This is a genomic window from Streptomyces sp. NPDC088915 (assembly GCF_044749825.1).
Taxonomy (GTDB): Bacteria; Actinomycetota; Actinomycetes; order Streptomycetales; family Streptomycetaceae; genus Streptomyces.
Genome location: NZ_JBIVIR010000002.1, coordinates 64,967 through 82,592, shown reverse-complemented (window position 1 = coordinate 82,592; position 17,626 = coordinate 64,967). Strand labels below are relative to the sequence as shown.

Sequence of the window (17,626 nt, the reverse complement as noted above, 5' to 3'; positions counted from 1 at the left end):
GCGTCCGGCGGTTCAGGACAGGTGGCGGGCGAAGAAGGACCGCAGCTCCCGTCGTACGGAGGAGACCGCCGCGGCCGGACGCGCGGGGCCGACGAGCGCGTCCCTGGTCCCGGCCGTGACGAGCCCCGCCGCCTGGAGCTGCGGGACGAGGGACGCGTGGTCGCCGAAGACCCAGTGGTTGCCTCCGGCCAGCCGGATACGGCGGCCCGGGACGCCCGCCCAGGAGGCGGTGAGGCGGGCGGCGCCCTCGAAGCCGTCCGTACGGAAGTGCAGCAGGGGCCGGTCGAGGCCGTCCACGGGGTCCAGGTCGAGGTACCCCTCCAGGTTGGCCCCGGCGGCGATCCGGTCGTCGCCGGCCAGCGCGGACACGGCGGCGGTGCCGCCCGCCGAATGTCCGTAGACCCCGATCCGGTCCGGGTCGACGACGGGGGCGAGGGGCAGGCTCCCGAGCCGGTCCAGGACGAGGCGGAGGTCCGCGACCCGGGTGTCGACCATGGTGCGGAAGGTCGCCGGGTCCGGCTCTCCGCGCAGGACGGTGACGCGCATCCCGTCGGGCAGCTCCACCTGGCTCGCGTCGCCGGGGTGGTCGACCAGGACCACGACCCGGCCGTGGCTCGCCAGGTCCTCGGCGAGGGTCGTGCCCAGGGTGCGGGAGTCACCGCCGCCCGGGCTGTACAGGAGGACCGGGCGGCGCCCCGGGAGCGGGGGCGCGCCGACGTGCCCGTGGGTGAGGGTCGCGCCCCAGTCGACGCCGGCGGCCGGGAGGCCGGGGCGGACGCGGGGCGCGAGGACGGCGAAGACCCCGGCCTCGGCGGGGGTGAGCTGCGGGGCGCGCGGGAAGCCGCGGACGGTACGGGCCGGGTACAGGACGCTGATCACCACCTGGCGCGCACCGAACGCGGGCTCCCCCGGCTCGGGCTTCCAGGGGTCGGGTCGGGAGGGGTCGGTCAGGACGAAGGTGCGCAGGCCGACGGGGTGGGGGCCGGTGGGGGCGGGCAGCCGGAGGACGAGGGGCGCGGGGGCGGGCCGGGCGGCGGTCCCGGTAGGGCCGGGCGGGACGGCGGGCCGGGCGGCGGCGGTCCCGGCGGGGCCGGGCGGGACGGGTCGCGCGGTGGCGGTTCCGGCGGGGCCGGTCAGGGCGGCGGCGGCGCCGAGCAGGGCGGCCCTGGCGACGGTGCGGCGGCCGGGGCCGGAGGAGGAAAAGGAGTCCATGCACGGCATCCTTGGGCGGGACGGGGGCGTGGACGAGGGTTCAGGCCCTGCCCGAAAGGCTGGCGGGAGCGGGGGACGGATGCTGCGCGTCCACTTCACGGCGGAGGACCTCGCCCGGGTGCGGTTCGCGCCCCGGCCGTCCCCGGTGGCGGAACTGCACGCGGCCCTGACGATGCTGGGCGCGCCGCACGAGGAACTGCTCTTCGGCCGCTGGCGCGGCAGGCTCCTGCGCGCCCTGCCGGGTGCGGCGGGGCCGCTCGCGGACCTGGTGCCGGGCGGGTCGCCGCCGTCCTTCCTCGACGTCCTCGGCGAGACGCGGGAGGAGGGCTTCGCCCTGCTCCGGGAGGCGCGGCCGGAACTCGTACGGTCGGAACTCGAGCGCGTGTACGCGGGCCGGGGCGCCGCACCGCCGTGGCTCCGGGGCCTCTACGAAGGGGAGGCCGGGGCCTGGCGGGTGCTGGAGCGGGCGCAGCGGGCGGCGTACGAGACGGTCCTGGCGCCGGTGTGGCCGCTGGTCCAGGACCTGCACCGGGCGGAGTTCACCCGGCACGCGCTGGCCGTCGCCGGGCGGGGGCTCGGCGCGGCCCTGTCGGAGCGGATGCCGGGCTCGCGACTGCGGGACGGGGTGTGGGAGTGGCCGGGCGCCGTCGTCCGCCGTGAGGTGCGGCTCGCCGGGCGCGGTCTCGTCCTGCTGCCCACCTTCCACTGGCGGGGCGGCCCGCTGGTCCAGGATTCGCCGGGCCGCCCGGTGGTCCTCGCCCTCCCGGCGGGCCGGGGCCTGCCGCTCGCCGCCCCGGACGGCACGCCTCCCGGGGAGGCCCTCGCGGGGATCCTCGGCCGGACCCGCGCCGCCCTCCTGCACGCGCTGTCCGACGGCCCCCGCACGACGACGGACCTGGCCCGCCGCCTCGGCGTCAGCAACGCGACGGCCTCGTCCCACACCCAGGCCCTCCGCACGGCGGGCCTCCTCACGACGACCCGCACGGGCAGATCGGTCCACCACGAACGCACCCCGCTGGGGACGCTGTTGACCGCCTGAGACGGCTCCGGGGCGGACGGGCACGGAGTGGGCCCGCAGGGCCGGCACGGGGGCACAGGGCCGCAGCGGCCACACGAGGCCGGGCCCGCAGGAGCGGCACGGGGTGCAGAACCGCAGGGCCGGCACAGGGCGCGGGCCCGTAGGGGCCGCACGGGCCGAAGCCCGTACAGGTGGCACCGTCCCCGGCCCGCAGGGGCGGGACGGAACGCAAGGCCCGCACGGGCCGGCACAAGCCCCGGCCCGCACCGGCGACACGGAGCAGGACCCGGTCCGGCGGTCCGGCGCGAGGCCCACCGGCCGGGAAGCGGTCACGGGGGCCGGGGCCCGCCCCGTACGCGTGCCCCCGTCCCGTTCCGCCGCGCGCCCTAGCGCAGCGCGTCCGCGACCTCCCGGGCCGCGTCCACCACCCTCGGGCCGACCCGCTCGGGGACCGCGTCGGCGAGCATGACGACGCCGACGCTGCCCTCGACGCCCGTCACGCCGACCAGCGGGGCGGCGGCGCCGCTCGCGCCGGCCTCCAGTTCGCCGTGGGTGAGGGTGTAACCGGGCTCGGTCAGGCCGCCCTGGCGGGCGGCGAGGATCGCGCGGCCGGCCGCGCCCCGGTCCAGCGGGTGGCGGAAGCCGGCCCGGTAGGCGACGTGGTAGTCGGTCCAGGTCGGTTCGACGACCGCGACCGCGAGCGCCTCCGCCCCGTCGACCAGGGTGAGGTGGGCCGTCGCCCCTATGTCCTCGGCGAGCGAGCGCAGCGCGGGCAGCGCCGCCTCGCGCACCAGGGGGTGGACCTGGCGTCCGAGCCGCAGCACGCCGAGGCCGACGCGGGCGCGTCCGCCGAGGTCGCGGCGGACCAGGGCGTGCTGTTCGAGCGTGGCCAGGAGGCGGTAGACCACGGTCCGGTTGACGCCGAGTTTGTTGGACAACTCGGTGACCGTCAGGCCGTGGTCGGTGTCGGCGAGCAGTTTGAGGACTCTGAGTCCCCGGTCGAGCGTCTGGGAGGTCTCCGCGGTCACGACGCCCTCTCCTTCGGAGTGAGATGGAGGCGGGACTCTCACGGGGTTGCCTCGCCGGTCCCGCGGCGACGCACGTCAGAGGCCGCCGGCAGGAAGGGGTACACCGGCTGCGCTCCGCGGCGGCGCTGCCACGGGGCGAATGCTTTTGAGCCGGGACAGTAGCGACCCGCTCCGCTCAGCGGAAGACCTCGTCCAGAATCCGGGCGCCGGCGACCGTATGAAGACGGTTCGGGACCTTCGTCGGCCAGAGGGAGGACTTCGGACGACAAGAACGGCTATGTCGCGCTCGTGGCGTGGAGGGGGTTGCCGGAGGCCGGCCGTGGGGGCCGGCGCCGGTCCCGGTCCCGCTTCACGACGGGACGGCCGAGGCCCGTACGCGGCGGTGCGTACGGGCCTCGGGTCCACCTCCGGGAAGGGTCAGCGCATGCGGGTGGCCCACTCCTGGACCTTCTTGATCCGCTCGCGGATCTGCCCGGCGGTGGCCTCCGCGCTCGGCGGGCCGCCGCAGACCCGGCGCAGCTCGGTGTGGACGACGCCGTGCGGCTTGCCGCTCTGGTGCACGTACGCGCCGACCATCGTGTTGAGCTGCTTGCGCAGTTCGAGCAGCTCCTTGTGGGAGACGACGGGCCGCCGCTCGGCGGGCAGCTCCAGGAGGTCGGCCTCGGTGTCCGGCTTCTTGCGGCTGTGCGCGATCTGCCGGGCCTGGCGCTTCTGCAGGAGGAGCTGCACCTGGTCGGGTTCGAGGAGGCCGGGGATGCCGAGGTAGTCCCGCTCCTCCTCGCTGCCGGGGTGGGCCTGCATGCCGAACTCGGCGCTGTTGTAGAGGACGCGGTCGAAGACGGCGTCGGACTCCAGGGCCTCGAAGGGCAGCATGTCCTGCTCCCCGGTGTCCTCGTCCTGCTGCTTCTCGGCCTCCGCCATCTCCTTCTCGGACTCGGCGTACGGGTCCTCGTCCTCGCCCGCCTTCTTCGGCCGGTCGAGCGTGTGGTCGCGCTCGACCTCCATCTCGTTGGCGAAGCCCAGGAGGCTGGGGATCGTGGGAAGGAACACGGACGCGGTCTCGCCGCGCCTGCGCGAACGCACGAAGCGGCCGACGGCCTGGGCGAAGAAGAGCGGGGTCGAGATCGTCGTGGCGTACACGCCGACCGCGAGGCGGGGGACGTCGACGCCCTCGGACACCATGCGGACGGCGACCATCCAGCGGTCGTCGCTCTCGCTGAACTCGTCGATGCGGTGCGAGGCGCCCGTGTCGTCGGAGAGGACGAGGGTGGCGCGGTGGCCGGTGATCTCGCGGATCAGCTTGGCGTACGCGCGGGCCGACTCCTGGTCGGAGGCGATGACGAGGCCGCCGGCGTCCGGGATGGACTTGCGGACCTCGGCGAGGCGCTGGTCGGCGGCGCGCAGCACGTTCGGCATCCAGTCGCCGCGCGGGTCGAGGGCGGTGCGCCAGGCCTGCGAGATCGCGTCCTTGGTCATCGGCTCGCCGAGGCGGGCGGCGATCTCGTCGCCGGCCTTGGTGCGCCAGCGCATGTTGCCGCTGTAGGAGAGGAAGATGACCGGCCGGACGACCCCGTCGCCGAGGGCGTTGCCGTAGCCGTACGTGTAGTCCGCGGAGGAGCGGCGGATGCCGTCGTTGCCCTCCTCGTACGTGACGAAGGGGATCGGGTTGGTGTCGGAGCGGAAGGGGGTGCCGGTGAGCGCGAGGCGGCGGGTGGCCGGCTCGAAGGCCTCCAGGCAGGCCTCGCCCCAGGACTTGGAGTCTCCGGCGTGGTGGATCTCGTCCAGGATGACGAGGGTCTTGCGCTGCTCGCAGCGGTTGCGGTGGAGCATGGGGCGGACGCCGACACCCGCGTAGGTGAGGGCGACGCCGTCGTACTCCTTGCTGAGCGGCCCGGCGCTGTACTCCGGGTCCAGCTTGATCCCTATGCGCGCGGCGGCCGCGGCCCACTGCTTCTTGAGGTGCTCGGTGGGCGCGATCACGGTGACCTGCTGCACGACGTGGTGGTGCAGCAGCCACGAGGCGAGGGTCAGCGCGAAGGTGGTCTTGCCGGCTCCGGGGGTGGCGACCGCGAGGAAGTCGCGGGGCTGCTCCTGGAGGTACTTCTCCATCGCGCCCTGCTGCCAGGCTCGCAGCTTGCCGGCGGTGCCCCAGGGGGCACGGCCGGGGAAGGCGGGAGAGAGGTGGTGTGAGGAGGTGGCGGTGGTAGTCACGATCTCCGGTTCGACGCTCGTCCAGATATGACAACCGGGCCACCTTACCGGCGGCCGGGCCCGGACCTCGTACCCGACGGGGGGTCGACCTCACCCGGTGCGGCGAGCGTCACATTTCCGGTTCAGCGTGCGAACCGGGGCAGTTGTGCGGCGATCTTGGGGACGTCCAAGGCGCCCTGGCAGACGTCCAGGACGAACGCCTCCGCTTCGTCGACGTCGAAGGCCGAGTCCAGCGGATGCCCGTTCATGTGGAGGAAGACCCAGGTCGCGTACCAGGCGATGCGCTTGTTCCCGTCCACGAGCCCGTGGTTGCGGGCGAGCGATTCCATGAGCGCCGCGGCCTTCTGCCAGACGTCCGGGTAGGCGTCCTGGCCGAACACGCTCGACTGCGGACGTGCCAGGGCGGAGTCGAGGAGACCGTAGTCCCGCACTTCGTCCGCACCGAGCCGCTGTGCGAGGTTCAGGAGCTCGGGGAGCTTGAGGTAGTACGTCACGCGAGCCTCCGGTTCAGCTCCTCACTGACCTTCAGCACGTGCTCGGCCGCCTCGTTGAAGAGGCGGGAGTGCTCGTTTATGGCCCGGATCACGGCGTCGTGCGCGAAGGACTGCATGCTGCGCCCTTCCGCCTCGGCCCGCTCGCGCAGGGCGTCCAGCTCTTCCTCGGTGAACCTGACGTTGAGACCAGCCATGACGCCATGGTACCGCGCGGTACCAGATGGTGTCAGAGGGCTTTCGGGCCCCCGGACCGCACCGGCTCCCCGTGCAGCCGCGTCGCCACCCACGCCCCCGCCGCCGCCACCCCCGCCATCGGCAGGAAGACCGCGGCGAAGGCGGCCGGGTGGGAGCCGGTGGCGGCGGTGTGGGAGGTGGCCGCGTGGCCCACCGCGCCGCCGCCGAGGGCCGCGAAGGCCGCGCCGCCGGCCGCGAGGAGGAGGACGTTGGAGAGGCCGTCGGAGATCTGGAGGGCGGCCGAGTTGGTGCCCGCCTCCTCCGGGGCGGAGAGCTTCAGGAGGAGCACGCTCGTGGAGGAGATCACCGCGCCCATGCCGAGGCAGCCGAAGGCCCAGGCCACCGCGACGGTCCAGGCGGGCACGGCGGTGATCAGGACGCTCGGGGCCGCCGCGATCGCGAGGGCGACCAGGACCATCCCGAGGACGACGAGCCGCTCCCGGTACGGCTCCGTCCACGGCCGGGACTGGATCCAGGAGCCGAGCGCCCAGGTGAGGCCGCCGACGGCCAGGGAGAGCCCGGCGAGGGTGGGGCTCAGGCCCCGCTGGGTGACCAGCATCAGGGGCACGAAGGACTCGGCGGCGATGAAGGACCCGGCGGCGATCCCGCGCAGCAGGACGACGGAGGGCAGGCCGCGGGCGGCCCGGTAGGTGCCGCGCGGCAGCAGCCCCCGCACGGCGGGCACGAGGAGCGCGGCGCCCGCGGCGGCGGGCAGCAGGGAGAGCCAGCGCAGTTCCTGCCCGGCGTACTGGAGGAGCCCGGCGCCCGCGGAGATGCCGAGCGCCAGCCGGATCCGGCGCCGGTCCCAGGGGGCGACGGGCGCCTCCGGGTCGGCGGGCCCCGAGGCGGTGCGGCGGATCGCGGGGAGGGCGAGGGCGAGCGGCAGGACGACGAGGACGGGGATGCCGACGAAGACCCAGCGCCAGCCGAGGTGCTCGGTGATGGTGCCGGAGGCGAGCGGCCCGACGACGGAGGGGACGACCCAGCTCGCGGCGAAGGCCGCCATGATCGCGGGCCTGAGGTGCTCGTCGTAGGCGCGGCTGACGACCACGTACAGGGCGACGATGACGAGGCCGCCGCCGAGGCCCTGCACGGCCCGGCCGAGGACGAACATCCACATGGCGCCGGCGGTCCCGGAGAGGAGCAGCCCGGCCGCGAAGGCGGATATGCCGGTGGCGAGCGGCGCGAGCGGGCCGCGCCGGTCGGACCACTGTCCGGCCAGGACCATGCCGAAGAGGCTGGTGGTGAAGTACGCGGAGAAGGCGTAGGCGTAGACGGAGACGCCGTTCAGCTCGCGGGCGGCGACGGGCATGGCCGTGCCGACGGCGGTCGCCTCGAAGGCGATGAGCAGGACGACGGAGACGATGCCGATGCTGAGCGCCCGGTGGGCCGGGTCGAGGACGGACCCCCGGTCGGCGGGTCGGCCGGCACGGGGATCGGTTCCGGGGCTCGGGGTGACGGCGGCGTCGGTGCCGGCGTCTCGGGGTTCGAGGGCGCTCATCCCCCCCAGAGTAAGAGGTGTAGACCTGAATGACCCCTGTCGGAAGTCCGGTGATCGCTCGGCCCTCGGACCTACGACCGCGAACGGAGTGTTGCGGGCGTGTGGCAGTCGCGTGGCACGGCGCCGCGAACCCTTGAGCCCGCTCGGACCGCCCCCTACGGTCGTACTCGTCGCACCGCACGACACGACCGTGTGCCCGAGTGGTTCAGGGACTCGCCTGCAAAGCGAGTTACGCGGGTTCGATTCCCGCCACGGTCTCCAGCGGTCGCCCGGCCCCCTCACGGGACCGGGCGATTCCGCTTTCCGGCCCGGCGCTCTCCGGGCCCGTCCTCCCCGGACCCCCCGGCTCAGCCCTTCGTCTCCGCCGGTACCCCCTTCACGAGCCCGTCGCCCGCGCAGCCCAGTTCCGCCGAGACGTGCCGGGCGGCCGCGTTGGCGAGGGTGATCAGGCGCGTCGGCTGCTCCGGGTCGGCGTCCGGGACGCTTGCCGGGCCCCGGACGGAGGTCTGGACGACGATCGCGCGGGCGGGCGCCGGGAGGCGGCAGGAGAAGTACAGCTTGGCGAGGCCCGCGGAGGAGAAGGCCTCGATCCCCGAGCGGTAGGAGGTGACCGAGGGGGCGAGCTCCGGGCCCAGGTACGGGCCCTTCCCCACGGCGGTCACCTCGATCGCGACGCCCTCGGCCCCGCCCCCGGCGGGCCGGAGGCCGCAGTACCGCACCGGCTGCGGCCGGTAGGTGTCGGCCCGCGGGGCGGCGGCGGCGTCGCGCAGCCCGGCGAGGGCCTCGTCCGGCTTCGAGAGGTCGTCCTCGAACCGTCCGCCGCCCACGACCGCGCCGAGCGCGGCCGCGACGGGGGCCTCCCGGGCGAAGCCCCCGCAGACCTCGGCCGCCGAAAGCCCCTTCGGCGCCGCACCGCCGTCGCCGTCGTCTCCGCCGTCTCCGGAGCAGCCCGTGAGGAGGACGAGCGCGGCGACGACGGCCGCACCGATGGTCTTCGTCCGTCCGGATCCCATGCCGGTCACTTCTTCTCGTAGGGGTCGGGAAGGGAGTTGTCCCGGGCGTGCAGACGCGCGTCCCGTACGTAGTCGACCAGCGTCTCGTCCAGGTAGTTGCGGTCCTTCTCGCTCCAGCCGGGAGCGTTCGCGTAGGCGATGCCGGGCCGCAGCGAGTTCTCCTTGCCCATGGCGAGCGCCTCGTCCGAGAGGTCGTCCGACTTCTTCTTGAGCATCTCGTCCTTCTCGTACTTCTCGGCCATGTCGTCCGCCTCCATGCCGATGAAGGTCACGACGGCCCCGCCCACCGTCTCGGCGGCCAGCGGCACGAGGACGCCGCCAGCGCCACCGGTCAGGGCGACGACCCCGCCCGCGGCGGCGGCTCCCCCATGGGTGAGTCGAGGCCGCCCGGCGGCGGGAAGCCGTGACCGTCCCCACCGCAAACGGGCCCGAGGACCCACTCTAGCCAGCGGGCACGCCGAAGCCCAGCTCGGGATTGCGCGAGCAACGGGCCCCGGTGGGTTACGGGTTGGGCGCCGCCACCGCCGCCTGCGGCCGGATCGGGAGGCGGTTGACCGGGCGGCCGGTGGCCGCGCGGACCGCCGCCGCCACCGCGGCGGGCGAGGTGACGACGGGGACGGCGCTCGCGGCCTTGGCGCCGAAGGGGGCCACCACGTCGCGCTCCTCGATCAGCTTCACGATCCGGATGTCCGGGGCGTCCAGGGACGTCGGAAGGGCGTAGCCGGTGAAGTCCGGGTGGCGGACCAGGCCGCGGGCGGTGCGGAGGTTCTCCGTGAGGGCCGCGCCGACGCCCTGGGTGACGCCCGCCTCGATGCGGGTGGCGAGCTGGGCCGGGTTGAGGATCCGGCCGACGTCCTGGGCGACGGCCATCTCCACGACCCGTACGGCGCCGAGTTCCACGTCCACGTCCACGACCGCGCGGATCGCGCAGAACGCGAGGCCCACGAAGGCGTCGCCCTGGCCCGCGTCGTCGAGCGGCTCGGTGGGGTGGGGGCGGCACTGGGCGGTGGCCCACAGCTCCTTGCCGTCGAGCGCCTCGGTGACCGTCGTGGAGAGCACGCCGTCGTACGAGGTGATCTTGCCGTCGGTGATCTGGAGCAGCTCGGTCGACATGCCGAACTTGTGGGCGAGCGGCTGGAGGAGCTGCGTGCGGACCATCTTCGCGGCCCGCTCGACCGCCCCGCCCGAGACCCAGGTGTGCCGGCCGTGGGCGGCCGGTCCGGCGGGCGGCTGGTCGGTGTCGACGGGGGCGACGTGCACCTCGTCGATGCCCAGGGTCTCCTGCACGACCTGGCGGGCGAGCGTGGAGAAGCCCGAACCGGTGTCCACGGCCGAGCAGATGACCGTCGCCACCCCGTCCGCGACCCGTACGGTCGCCGTCGAGACCTCGTCGGTGCCCTCCGCGCCGAGCATGTGGACCATGCCGAGCGCGTAGCCCACGCCCCGCCGCACCGCGCCGGGTTCGCCCGCGCCCTCGGGGCCGCCGGGCAGCAGCCACTCCCCCTCGGGGGTGTCCTTGGGCAGCGGCGGCAGCGGGAACTCCCGCACGGCGGCCAGGAGTTCCGCCACCGGGGCCGGGCAGGTGACCGTCTGCCCGGTGGGCAGGATGTCGCCGGTCGCCATGACGTTCCGCATGCGCAGCTCGGCCGGGTCCACGCCCAGCTTGGCCGCGAGCTTGTCCATCTGCGCCTCGTACGCCGCGCACACCTGCATCGCGCCCTCGCCCCGCACGTGGCCGGACGGCGGGTTGTTCGTGCGGACGGCCCAGCCCTCGACGAAGGCGTGCGGGACGACGTACGGGCCGCAGGCGAAGGCCACGGCCGCCGCCAGGGACTCCGACGAGGAGTCGGCGTACGCGCCGCCGTCGAGCAGGATCTGCGCCTCCACCTTCACCAGGCGCCCCTCCGCGTCCGCGTGGTGGCGGTAGCGCAGCAGGGTGGGGTGGCGGTGGGCGTGGCCGAGGAACGACTCCTCGCGCGTGGCGGTGAGTTTGACCGGGCAGCCGGTGCGCAGCGCGAGCAGGCCCAGCGGGATCTGGAAGCCCGGGTCCTCGCGGTCGCCGGTGGCGCCCGGGACCCCGGTGACGACCAGTTTGACCTGCTCGGGCAGGAGGCCGAAGCAGGCGGCGGCCAGGTCGCGGTCGGTGTGCGGGTCGGTGGAGGCCGTGTAGAGCTCGACGCCGCCGTCGGGGCGCGGGACGGCGAGGCCCGCCTCGGCGCCGATCGGCGCCGGGTCCTGCCGCCCGATCCGGTACAGGCCCTCGACGACGACCTCGCCGGTCGCCTCCGGATCGCCGAAGCGGAGCGGGATGTGCCGGATCAGGTTCCCGTCGGGGTGCAGCGGCTCGGCCGCGAACGCCTTCTCCGGGTCGGTGACCGGTTCGAGCACCTCGTACTCGACGGCGATGGCCGCGGCGGCGAGCCGGGCCGTGTCGGGGTGGTCGGCGGCGACGGCCGCGAGGGCCTCGCCGTGGTGCCGGACCAGGTCGGAGGCGAAGACGGGCCGGTCCGCGACCCGGCGCCCGTAGGTGGCCGCGCCCGGCACGTCGGCGGCCGTCACCACGGCCCGTACGCCCGGCATGGCGACGGCGGCGGAGGTGTCGACCGAGACGACCCGGGCGTGCGGGTGCGGGGAGCGCAGGATCGCGGCCCAGAGCAGGCCCTCGGCCCACAGGTCGGAGGCGTACGGGAAGGTGCCCTCCGCCTTCGCCCGGGAGTCGGCCTGCGGGAGCGAGGTGCCGAGGCCGTGGGGGGCCGACTCCTGTCCGAGGGGTCCGAGGGGTCCGGGGACGTCCGTGACCGTGACCGTGGGAACGGCGGTGGTCGCGTCGCTGCTCACGCCTTGCCTCCGTCGTGCGGGTGCGGGATCTGGTGCGGGATGCGGGCGTCGTCGGCGCCCTCGGACGCGTGGGCCGCGGCGCTGGCCTCGCGCTCGGCGACGACGTCCCGTACGGCTTCGAGGACGCCCCGGTAGCCGGAGCAGCGGCACAGGTTGCCGGCGAGCGCCTGGCGGGTCTCCAGGTCGGTGGGGGCGTGGTTGCCCTCCAGGAGGTCGTGCACGGTCATGCACATGCCCGGGATGCAGAAGCCGCACTGGACGGTGCCGCACCGGGCCATGGCCCGCTGCACGTCGGAGGGCTCCCCGTCGACCGCGAGGCCCTCGACCGTCCGCACCTCGCTCCCGGCGGCGGTCGCCGCGGGGACCAGGCAGGAGGCGACGAGCCGCCCGTCGACCTGGACGTTGCACGCGCCGCACTCGCCCTGCGAGCAGCCGTCCTTGGCCCCGGCGAGCCCGAGGCGCTCGCGCAGGACGTAGAGCAGCGACTCCCCGATCCAGGAACCGGTGACGGGCCGGTCCACGCCGTTGACCCGGAGGGTGTACGAGGTGTGGGGGTGCTCGTCGCTGTCGGTGGAGGCGTGGACCTCCGCCGCGACGGGGGGCGCGGGGTCGGGAACGTCCGTGTCGAGGACGGTCTCCGCGCGGAGACCGGCGTCCGGTTCGGGGGCGGGATCCGCCTCGGCGGTGTCCGGTTCGGGGACCGGGACCGGGTCCGCCTCCGCTTCCGGGGCCGGGTCCGCGTCGGGCGCGTCCTGTACGGCCTCCGGGGCCGCGTCCTCGACGGCGGCGGGCTCCTCCGGGGCCTCCGTCGGCGGCTCCTCCCGGAGCGCCCAGGGCGCGGGCGCGCCGCCCGGAAGGGTCGCCGGGGCCTCGGCGGGGATCTGCCACTGGCCCGTGTCACCGGGGCCGGGGGCGGGCTCGGGGGCGGCGAAGGACTCGGGTGCGGGGGGGGACTCCACCGGCTCCGTGAAGCGCCACTGGGCCGTCGCGTGCGGATCCTGCCCGCCGTACTCGGGCCGGTCGAAGGGCTCGCCCTGCTGCTCGAAGTACTCGAACCCGCCCCGGTCGCCCTCGAAGCCCTGCGGCTGCTCGTAGTCCTGGGGCTGCTCGTAGTCCTGCGGCTGCTCGGCCTCGTACCCCCCGCCCTGGTCCTGCTCGGGCTCGTACCCCTGCTCCGGCCCGTACCCCTGCCCCTGCGCGTGGTCGAAGTACGGCCGTACCGGATCCGCCTCCACCGGCAGGTGGACCGACCAGGTGCCCGTGGCCCCCGGGTCGGTCGCCGGGGGCGGGGCGAGCGGCTGGAGCGGGGTGATCATCGGCGGCACGTAGCCGTGGCCGGGCGCCTCCAGGGGCACGCCGTCCAGCATGAAGTCCGGCGGGAGCTGCACGAAGGCGGTCGCGTCGCCGTCGTACCCCTCGCTCTTCGGGATCGGCTCCCAGCCGCCCTGGTTGCCCTGCTGTTCGTCGCTGCTCACGCGAGTGCCCTCCCCAGTGCCCGTCGGGCGAGTGCGGCGACGGTGCGCCGCAGGTGCATTACGGCCGGGGGCAGTTGCTCGCCCCCTTGCGGGTCCGGGATGCAGGCGGCGGCGACGTACTCGCCGAACGCCGTCAGCGCCTCCGGCGCGAGCCCCCGGTCGTTGTCCCAGTCCACGAGCGAGGCGATCCAGCGCTCGGCCTCCAGGGGGCGCAGCGGCATCGGCGCGACGGCGCCGACGGCGCAGCGCACCCCGCGCCGGGCCGGGTCCAGGACGACGGCGACGGAGGCGGAGGCGCGGGCCGGACCGGTGCGGCCGGTGGCCTTGAGGAAGACCTGGGGGGCGTGGAGCAGCGGCACCCGGACGAAGGCCACGAGTTCGCCGGGGGCGAGCAGGTCGCGGCCCGCGAGCAGGTGGGAGACGGGGATCTCGCGGCTGCCGAGCGGCCCGAGGACGACGAGGTCGGCCTCCAGGGCGGCGAGGACGGGCAGCGAGTCGCCGGTGGGCGCGGCGGTGACGACGTTGCCGCCGAGGGTGCCGGCGTTGCGGATCTGCGGGGGCCCGGCCGCGCGGGCGGCGGCGGCGAGGGCCGGGATGAGGGCGGCGAAGTCGGGGCGGCCCATCCGGGCGTGGGTGAGGCCCGCGCCGAGGAGGGCGTGGCCGTCCTGGTACTGCCAGCCGCGGATCTCGTTGATGCGGCTCAGGCCGACGAGCCCGGCGGGCCTGAGCTGGCCCTTGTTGACGGCGGCCATGAGGTCGGTGCCGCCGGCGACGGGGACGGCCGCCGGCATGGCCGTGAGCGCCGCGACGGCCTCGTCGAGCGAGGCGGGCAGCGTCACGGCCTGCGCCGTCTGTGGTGCGTGCGTGGTCAACCCGCTGCCCCTTCCCGGTGTCCCGGCGGTCCCCGACTGTGCCCGGCCGTCGCGCCTGCGTGTGGGCGTACCGTACGTGCTCACAGGCCGGACGTGGCAACTCTGGCACATCTTCCGAGCCGTCCGGCGCGAGGGTCCGCGAAGGACTGTTCCGTCCGGGACGTCCCGGGAGCGGCGGGGAGTTCCGTTTCGCCGCTCTTGGGCGGCGGGGTTCACCGCTCCCGGGTGACGGGGGTCCGGCGGGCCTCACACGTTCGGGGGCGTTCCCTCCAGGGGCCTGCCGAGGACCCCGGGGCGCCGCTGCCGGGGCAGGGGTCCGGCGGGGGGCCGGTAGTCGACTCCGAGGGCGTCCAGGCGCCGGTAGTGGGTGTCCATGCGGCGCTCGAAACCGGTGTAGTCGCGCGCCTCGGGGGCGGGGAGCGCGGACCAGGCGACCTCGGCGAAGGCGGCGAGGCGGGGGAAGACCTGGTAGTCGACGCGGGAACGGTTCTCCATCACCTCGGTCCAGACGTTGGCCTGGGTTCCCAGGATGTGGGCGGCGGCCTCCTCGGAGAGGCCGGGCGGAACGGGTTCGAAGCGGTAGACGTCCTCCAGGGTGCGGACGTACCCGATGGGCATCGGCTCGTCCTCGCCCGGCGCCTGGCGGTGGTCCAGGTACACGTACTGCTCGGGGCACATGACGACGTCGTGCCCCGCCTCGGCGGCGGCGATCCCGCCGCCGTACCCGCGCCAGGAGGAGACGGCCGCGCCCTCGGCGAGGCCGCCCTGGAGGATCTCGTCCCAGCCGATCAGGCGCCGTCCGCGGGCGGCGAGCCAGCGGTCGAAGTGGCGGATGAACCAGGACTGGAGCTCGTCCTCGTCGGCGAGGCCGAGTTCCTCGATGCGGGCCCGGGCGGCCGGGGAGGCCTTCCACTGGTCCTTGGGGCACTCGTCGCCGCCGACGTGCACGAAGGGGGACGGGAAGAGCTCCAGGACCTCCTCGAAGACGCCCTCGTAGAAGCGGAGGACCTCCTCGGTGGGGGCGAGGACGTTCGGGTTGACGCCCCAGGTGTCCCAGACGGTGAGGGCGGCGGTGTCGACGACGTCCGTGTTGCCGAGTTCGGGGTACGCGGCGATGGCGGCCTGCGAGTGGCCGGGGAGGTCGATCTCGGGGACGACGGTGATGTGCCGCTCGGCGGCGTAGGCGACGATCTCGCGGATGTCGTCCCGGGTGTAGAAGCCGCCGTGCGGGGTGTCGGTCCAGAGGGGCGAGGCCCGGTGGCCCCACTTGCTGCGGGCCCGCCAGGAGCCGACCTCGGTCAGCCTCGGGTGGCGCTCGATCTCGATGCGCCAGCCCTGGTCGTCGGTGAGGTGGAAGTGGAAGACGTTGAGCTTGTGGGCGGCGAGGAGGTCGAGCAGGCGCAGGACGTCGTCCTTGGGCGTGAAGTGCCGGGAGACGTCGAGCAGGAGGCCGCGCCAGCCGAAGCGGGGGGCGTCCTCGATCGTGGTGTACGGGAGGTTCCACGCCGCGCCGGTCACGGGCGCCCTGCGGTACGCGTCGGGCCCGAGGAGCTGGCGGAGGGTCTGGGCGCCCCAGAACACCCCGGCGGGGCCCCCGCCCTCGACGAGGACGGCGGCCCCGGGGTCCTCGGTGGTCAGCCGGTACCCCTCGGGGCCGTGCTCCCGCGCCACCTCCTCGCTGATCCGGAGGCGTACGGCGTGCTCGCCCGTGCCGTCGGGGAGCGGCAGGCCGGTGGCGGCGCCGAGGGCGGCCCGCAGCCGGTGGGCGGTGCCCTCGGTGCCGGGTCCGGCGTCGAGGACGGTCCGCCCGTCGAGCGTGACGTACCCGGGGGCGCTCCCCCGGCGTTCGACCGACAGGGGCGCGGGGATCAGGTCCGCGGGGATCGGGTCCGCGGGGATCGGGTCCGTGGGGTGGGTCATCGCGTCAGTCCTTCACCGCGCCGCCGAGGCCCGAGACCAGGCGGCGCTGTACGAGTACGAAGAAGACGAGCACCGGGACGGTCATCACGGTCGAGCCGGCCATGATGCCTCCCCAGTCGTTCTCGTCGGGCTTGAAGAAGACCAGCAGGGCCATGGGGAGGGTCGACTGCGAAGTGTCGCTGATGAGGAACGACTTCGCGAAGAGGAAGTCGTTCCAGGTGGAGATGAACGAGAAGACGCTGGTGGCCACCAGGCCGGGGAGGACCAGCGGGAAGAGGATCTGCCACAGGAACCGGGTGCGGCTCGCGCCGTCGATCTGGGCCTGCTCCTCCAGGGCCTCCGGGACCGCCCGGACGAAGCCGCGCAGCATCCAGATCGCGAACGGCAGGGAGAACGCGAGGTGCGGCAGGATCAGCGAGCCGAGGGTGTTGAGCAGGCCGAGGTCCCGCATGAGGAAGAACAGCGGGATGGCGAGGGCCTCGACGGGGACCATCTGGGCGACCAGGAACATGATCAGGAGCGTCGTCCGGAACTTGAAGCGGAACCGGGTGACGGCGGTGGCCGCGAGGAACGCGATCAGCGCGGAGGCGAGGACGACCGTGCCCGCCACGATCAGCGAGTTGAGGAAGTACCGGCCGAAGTCCTGCTGTTCGAAGACGCGCCGGAAGGAGTCCAGGGACGGCGAGAGCGTCCACGGGCGCGGGTGCGCGGACTGGATCTCGCCGGCCGGCTTGAGGGCCGAGAGGACCATCCAGTACAGCGGGAAGGCGGTGGCGGCGGCGACGAGGAGGGTGCCGGCCTCGGCGGCGAGGCGCCCGGGGCGCCGGACGCCCAGTGTCCGGAGGGCACTCACAGTTCTTCTCCCTGGCGTCGCAGCAGGCGCAGGTGGACGAGCGTCACGGCCAGCAGGATCAGCAGCATGACGACGCCGATCGCCGAGCCCAGGCTGTACTGGGACGAGGCGAAGGCCTTCTGGTAGGCGTACACGTTGAGGACGAGGTTCTGGCCGGCGATGCCGCCGCCGTTCGTCATCACGTAGATCTGGGTGAAGAGCTTGAAGTCCCAGATGATCGACTGGATCGTGACGACGACCAGGACGGGCCGGAGCATCGGCGCCGTGACCGAGCGCCAGATCCGCCACTGGGAGGCGCCGTCGAGGGCGGCGGCCTCCAGGACCTCGGTCGGGACGGCCCGGATGCCCGCGTAGACGGTGACCATCACGAACGGGAAGGAGCACCAGACGACTTCGAGCAGGACGAGGGCGAAGGCGCTGTACCGCCCGTACGTCCAGGAGAAGTCGCCCAGTCCGAGGAGCCGGTTGACGGGGCCGAAGTCGGGGTCGAAGAGGAAGACCCAGACGGTGGAGCCGGTGACGGCGGGGGTGGCCCAGGCGCCGAGCGCGGCCAGCATCAGGGCGAGCCGGGGCAGGGCACGCACGCGCGTGAGGAGGACCGCGAGGGCGCAGCCGACGGCGAGGGTGGTGACGACGCAGGCGGCGGCGAAGACGACGGTGGCGAGGAGGACCTGCCAGAACTGGGGGTCGGAGAAGAGCGCCGTGTAGTTCCCGAACCCCTGGAACGAGGTGGGTTCGCCGCCGCTGACCTGGGCCTGGGTGTACTCCAGGAAGGAGATCAGGCCCAGTTGGTAGACGGGGTGGACGAGGAGGGCGCCGAGGACGACGAGGGCGGGCAGGAGGTACAGCCAGGGGGTCCAGGCGCCGTGGCGCCGGGGGCCGCGGATCCCCGGCGCGGGGTCCGCGGCCGCTTCGGGCCGCTTCTCGACGGGCGGGGTGAGCTGGGTGGTCATGCGG

General features: G+C 74.7%; 15 protein-coding genes and 1 tRNA gene. 2 read left to right on the top strand and 14 right to left on the bottom strand.

The genetic code is table 11. The annotated features are described in order from the left end of the window. Window positions 1-12 precede the first annotated feature (12 nt). Window positions 13-1,212, bottom strand: coding sequence for an acetylhydrolase (locus ACIP5O_RS03945; RefSeq protein ID WP_401288270.1), 1,200 nt, complete (start codon window positions 1,210-1,212; stop codon window positions 13-15). A gap of 79 nt (window positions 1,213-1,291) precedes the next feature. Here ACIP5O_RS03945 and ACIP5O_RS03940 point away from each other — a divergent pair, with 79 nt between their 5' ends. Then, window positions 1,292-2,251, top strand: a complete 960-nt coding sequence (locus tag ACIP5O_RS03940; RefSeq protein WP_401288268.1) for an ArsR/SmtB family transcription factor — start codon at window positions 1,292-1,294, stop codon at window positions 2,249-2,251. Window positions 2,252-2,616: 365 nt separating this feature from the next. On the opposite strand, the gene ACIP5O_RS03935 is transcribed toward ACIP5O_RS03940, so the two are convergent. From ACIP5O_RS03935 to ACIP5O_RS03915, 5 genes are all read right to left on the bottom strand, one after another. Beyond that, on the bottom strand, window positions 2,617-3,258 hold the full coding sequence (locus ACIP5O_RS03935; protein WP_053648453.1) for an IclR family transcriptional regulator: 642 nt from the start codon (window positions 3,256-3,258) through the stop codon (window positions 2,617-2,619). A gap of 417 nt (window positions 3,259-3,675) precedes the next feature. Beyond that, entirely contained in the window at window positions 3,676-5,472 is a 1,797-nt protein-coding gene (locus tag ACIP5O_RS03930; RefSeq protein ID WP_401289319.1) for a DEAD/DEAH box helicase, read from the bottom strand. Window positions 5,473-5,591: 119 nt separating this feature from the next. After that, window positions 5,592-5,963 (bottom strand): type II toxin-antitoxin system death-on-curing family toxin, encoded by a 372-nt coding sequence (locus tag ACIP5O_RS03925; RefSeq protein ID WP_401288264.1) that lies wholly within the window; start codon window positions 5,961-5,963, stop codon window positions 5,592-5,594. Beyond that, window positions 5,960-6,157, bottom strand: coding sequence for an Arc family DNA-binding protein (locus tag ACIP5O_RS03920; protein ID WP_030210013.1), 198 nt, complete (start codon window positions 6,155-6,157; stop codon window positions 5,960-5,962). The genes ACIP5O_RS03925 and ACIP5O_RS03920 overlap by 4 nt, the downstream gene beginning before the upstream one ends. 32 nt (window positions 6,158-6,189) lie before the next feature. Next, the gene (locus ACIP5O_RS03915; RefSeq protein ID WP_401288262.1) at window positions 6,190-7,698 is read right to left on the bottom strand and encodes an MFS transporter; all 1,509 of its coding nucleotides are present in this window, start codon (window positions 7,696-7,698) and stop codon (window positions 6,190-6,192) included. Window positions 7,699-7,884: 186 nt separating this feature from the next. On the opposite strand from ACIP5O_RS03915, the gene ACIP5O_RS03910 reads away from it, so the two are divergent. Continuing rightward, a tRNA-Cys gene (locus ACIP5O_RS03910) sits at window positions 7,885-7,959 on the top strand. Window positions 7,960-8,045: 86 nt separating this feature from the next. Here ACIP5O_RS03910 and ACIP5O_RS03905 read toward each other — a convergent pair. From ACIP5O_RS03905 to ACIP5O_RS03870, 8 genes are all read right to left on the bottom strand, one after another. Then, entirely contained in the window at window positions 8,046-8,711 is a 666-nt protein-coding gene (locus ACIP5O_RS03905) for a hypothetical protein (RefSeq protein WP_401288260.1), read from the bottom strand. Window positions 8,712-8,716: 5 nt separating this feature from the next. Then, window positions 8,717-9,019, bottom strand: coding sequence for a hypothetical protein (locus ACIP5O_RS03900; protein ID WP_401288257.1), 303 nt, complete (start codon window positions 9,017-9,019; stop codon window positions 8,717-8,719). Between the two features lie 193 nt (window positions 9,020-9,212). Further along, window positions 9,213-11,549 (bottom strand): xanthine dehydrogenase family protein molybdopterin-binding subunit, encoded by a 2,337-nt coding sequence (locus ACIP5O_RS03895; RefSeq protein ID WP_401288255.1) that lies wholly within the window; start codon window positions 11,547-11,549, stop codon window positions 9,213-9,215. Beyond that, on the bottom strand, window positions 11,546-13,024 hold the full coding sequence (locus ACIP5O_RS03890; protein WP_401288252.1) for a 2Fe-2S iron-sulfur cluster-binding protein: 1,479 nt from the start codon (window positions 13,022-13,024) through the stop codon (window positions 11,546-11,548). The genes ACIP5O_RS03895 and ACIP5O_RS03890 overlap by 4 nt, the downstream gene beginning before the upstream one ends. Next, a complete protein-coding gene (locus tag ACIP5O_RS03885) occupies window positions 13,021-13,896 on the bottom strand; it encodes an FAD binding domain-containing protein (protein ID WP_401288251.1) in 876 nt (291 codons plus the stop codon). The genes ACIP5O_RS03890 and ACIP5O_RS03885 overlap by 4 nt, the downstream gene beginning before the upstream one ends. Window positions 13,897-14,142: 246 nt before the next feature. Next, window positions 14,143-15,816 (bottom strand): beta-N-acetylhexosaminidase, encoded by a 1,674-nt coding sequence (locus ACIP5O_RS03880; RefSeq protein WP_401288249.1) that lies wholly within the window; start codon window positions 15,814-15,816, stop codon window positions 14,143-14,145. 4 nt (window positions 15,817-15,820) lie between these two features. Beyond that, window positions 15,821-16,669 (bottom strand): carbohydrate ABC transporter permease, encoded by an 849-nt coding sequence (locus ACIP5O_RS03875; protein ID WP_401288246.1) that lies wholly within the window; start codon window positions 16,667-16,669, stop codon window positions 15,821-15,823. Next, window positions 16,666-17,622 (bottom strand): carbohydrate ABC transporter permease, encoded by a 957-nt coding sequence (locus ACIP5O_RS03870; protein ID WP_401288243.1) that lies wholly within the window; start codon window positions 17,620-17,622, stop codon window positions 16,666-16,668. Before ACIP5O_RS03870 ends, ACIP5O_RS03875 begins: the two co-directional genes overlap by 4 nt. Window positions 17,623-17,626: the final 4 nt, after the last annotated feature.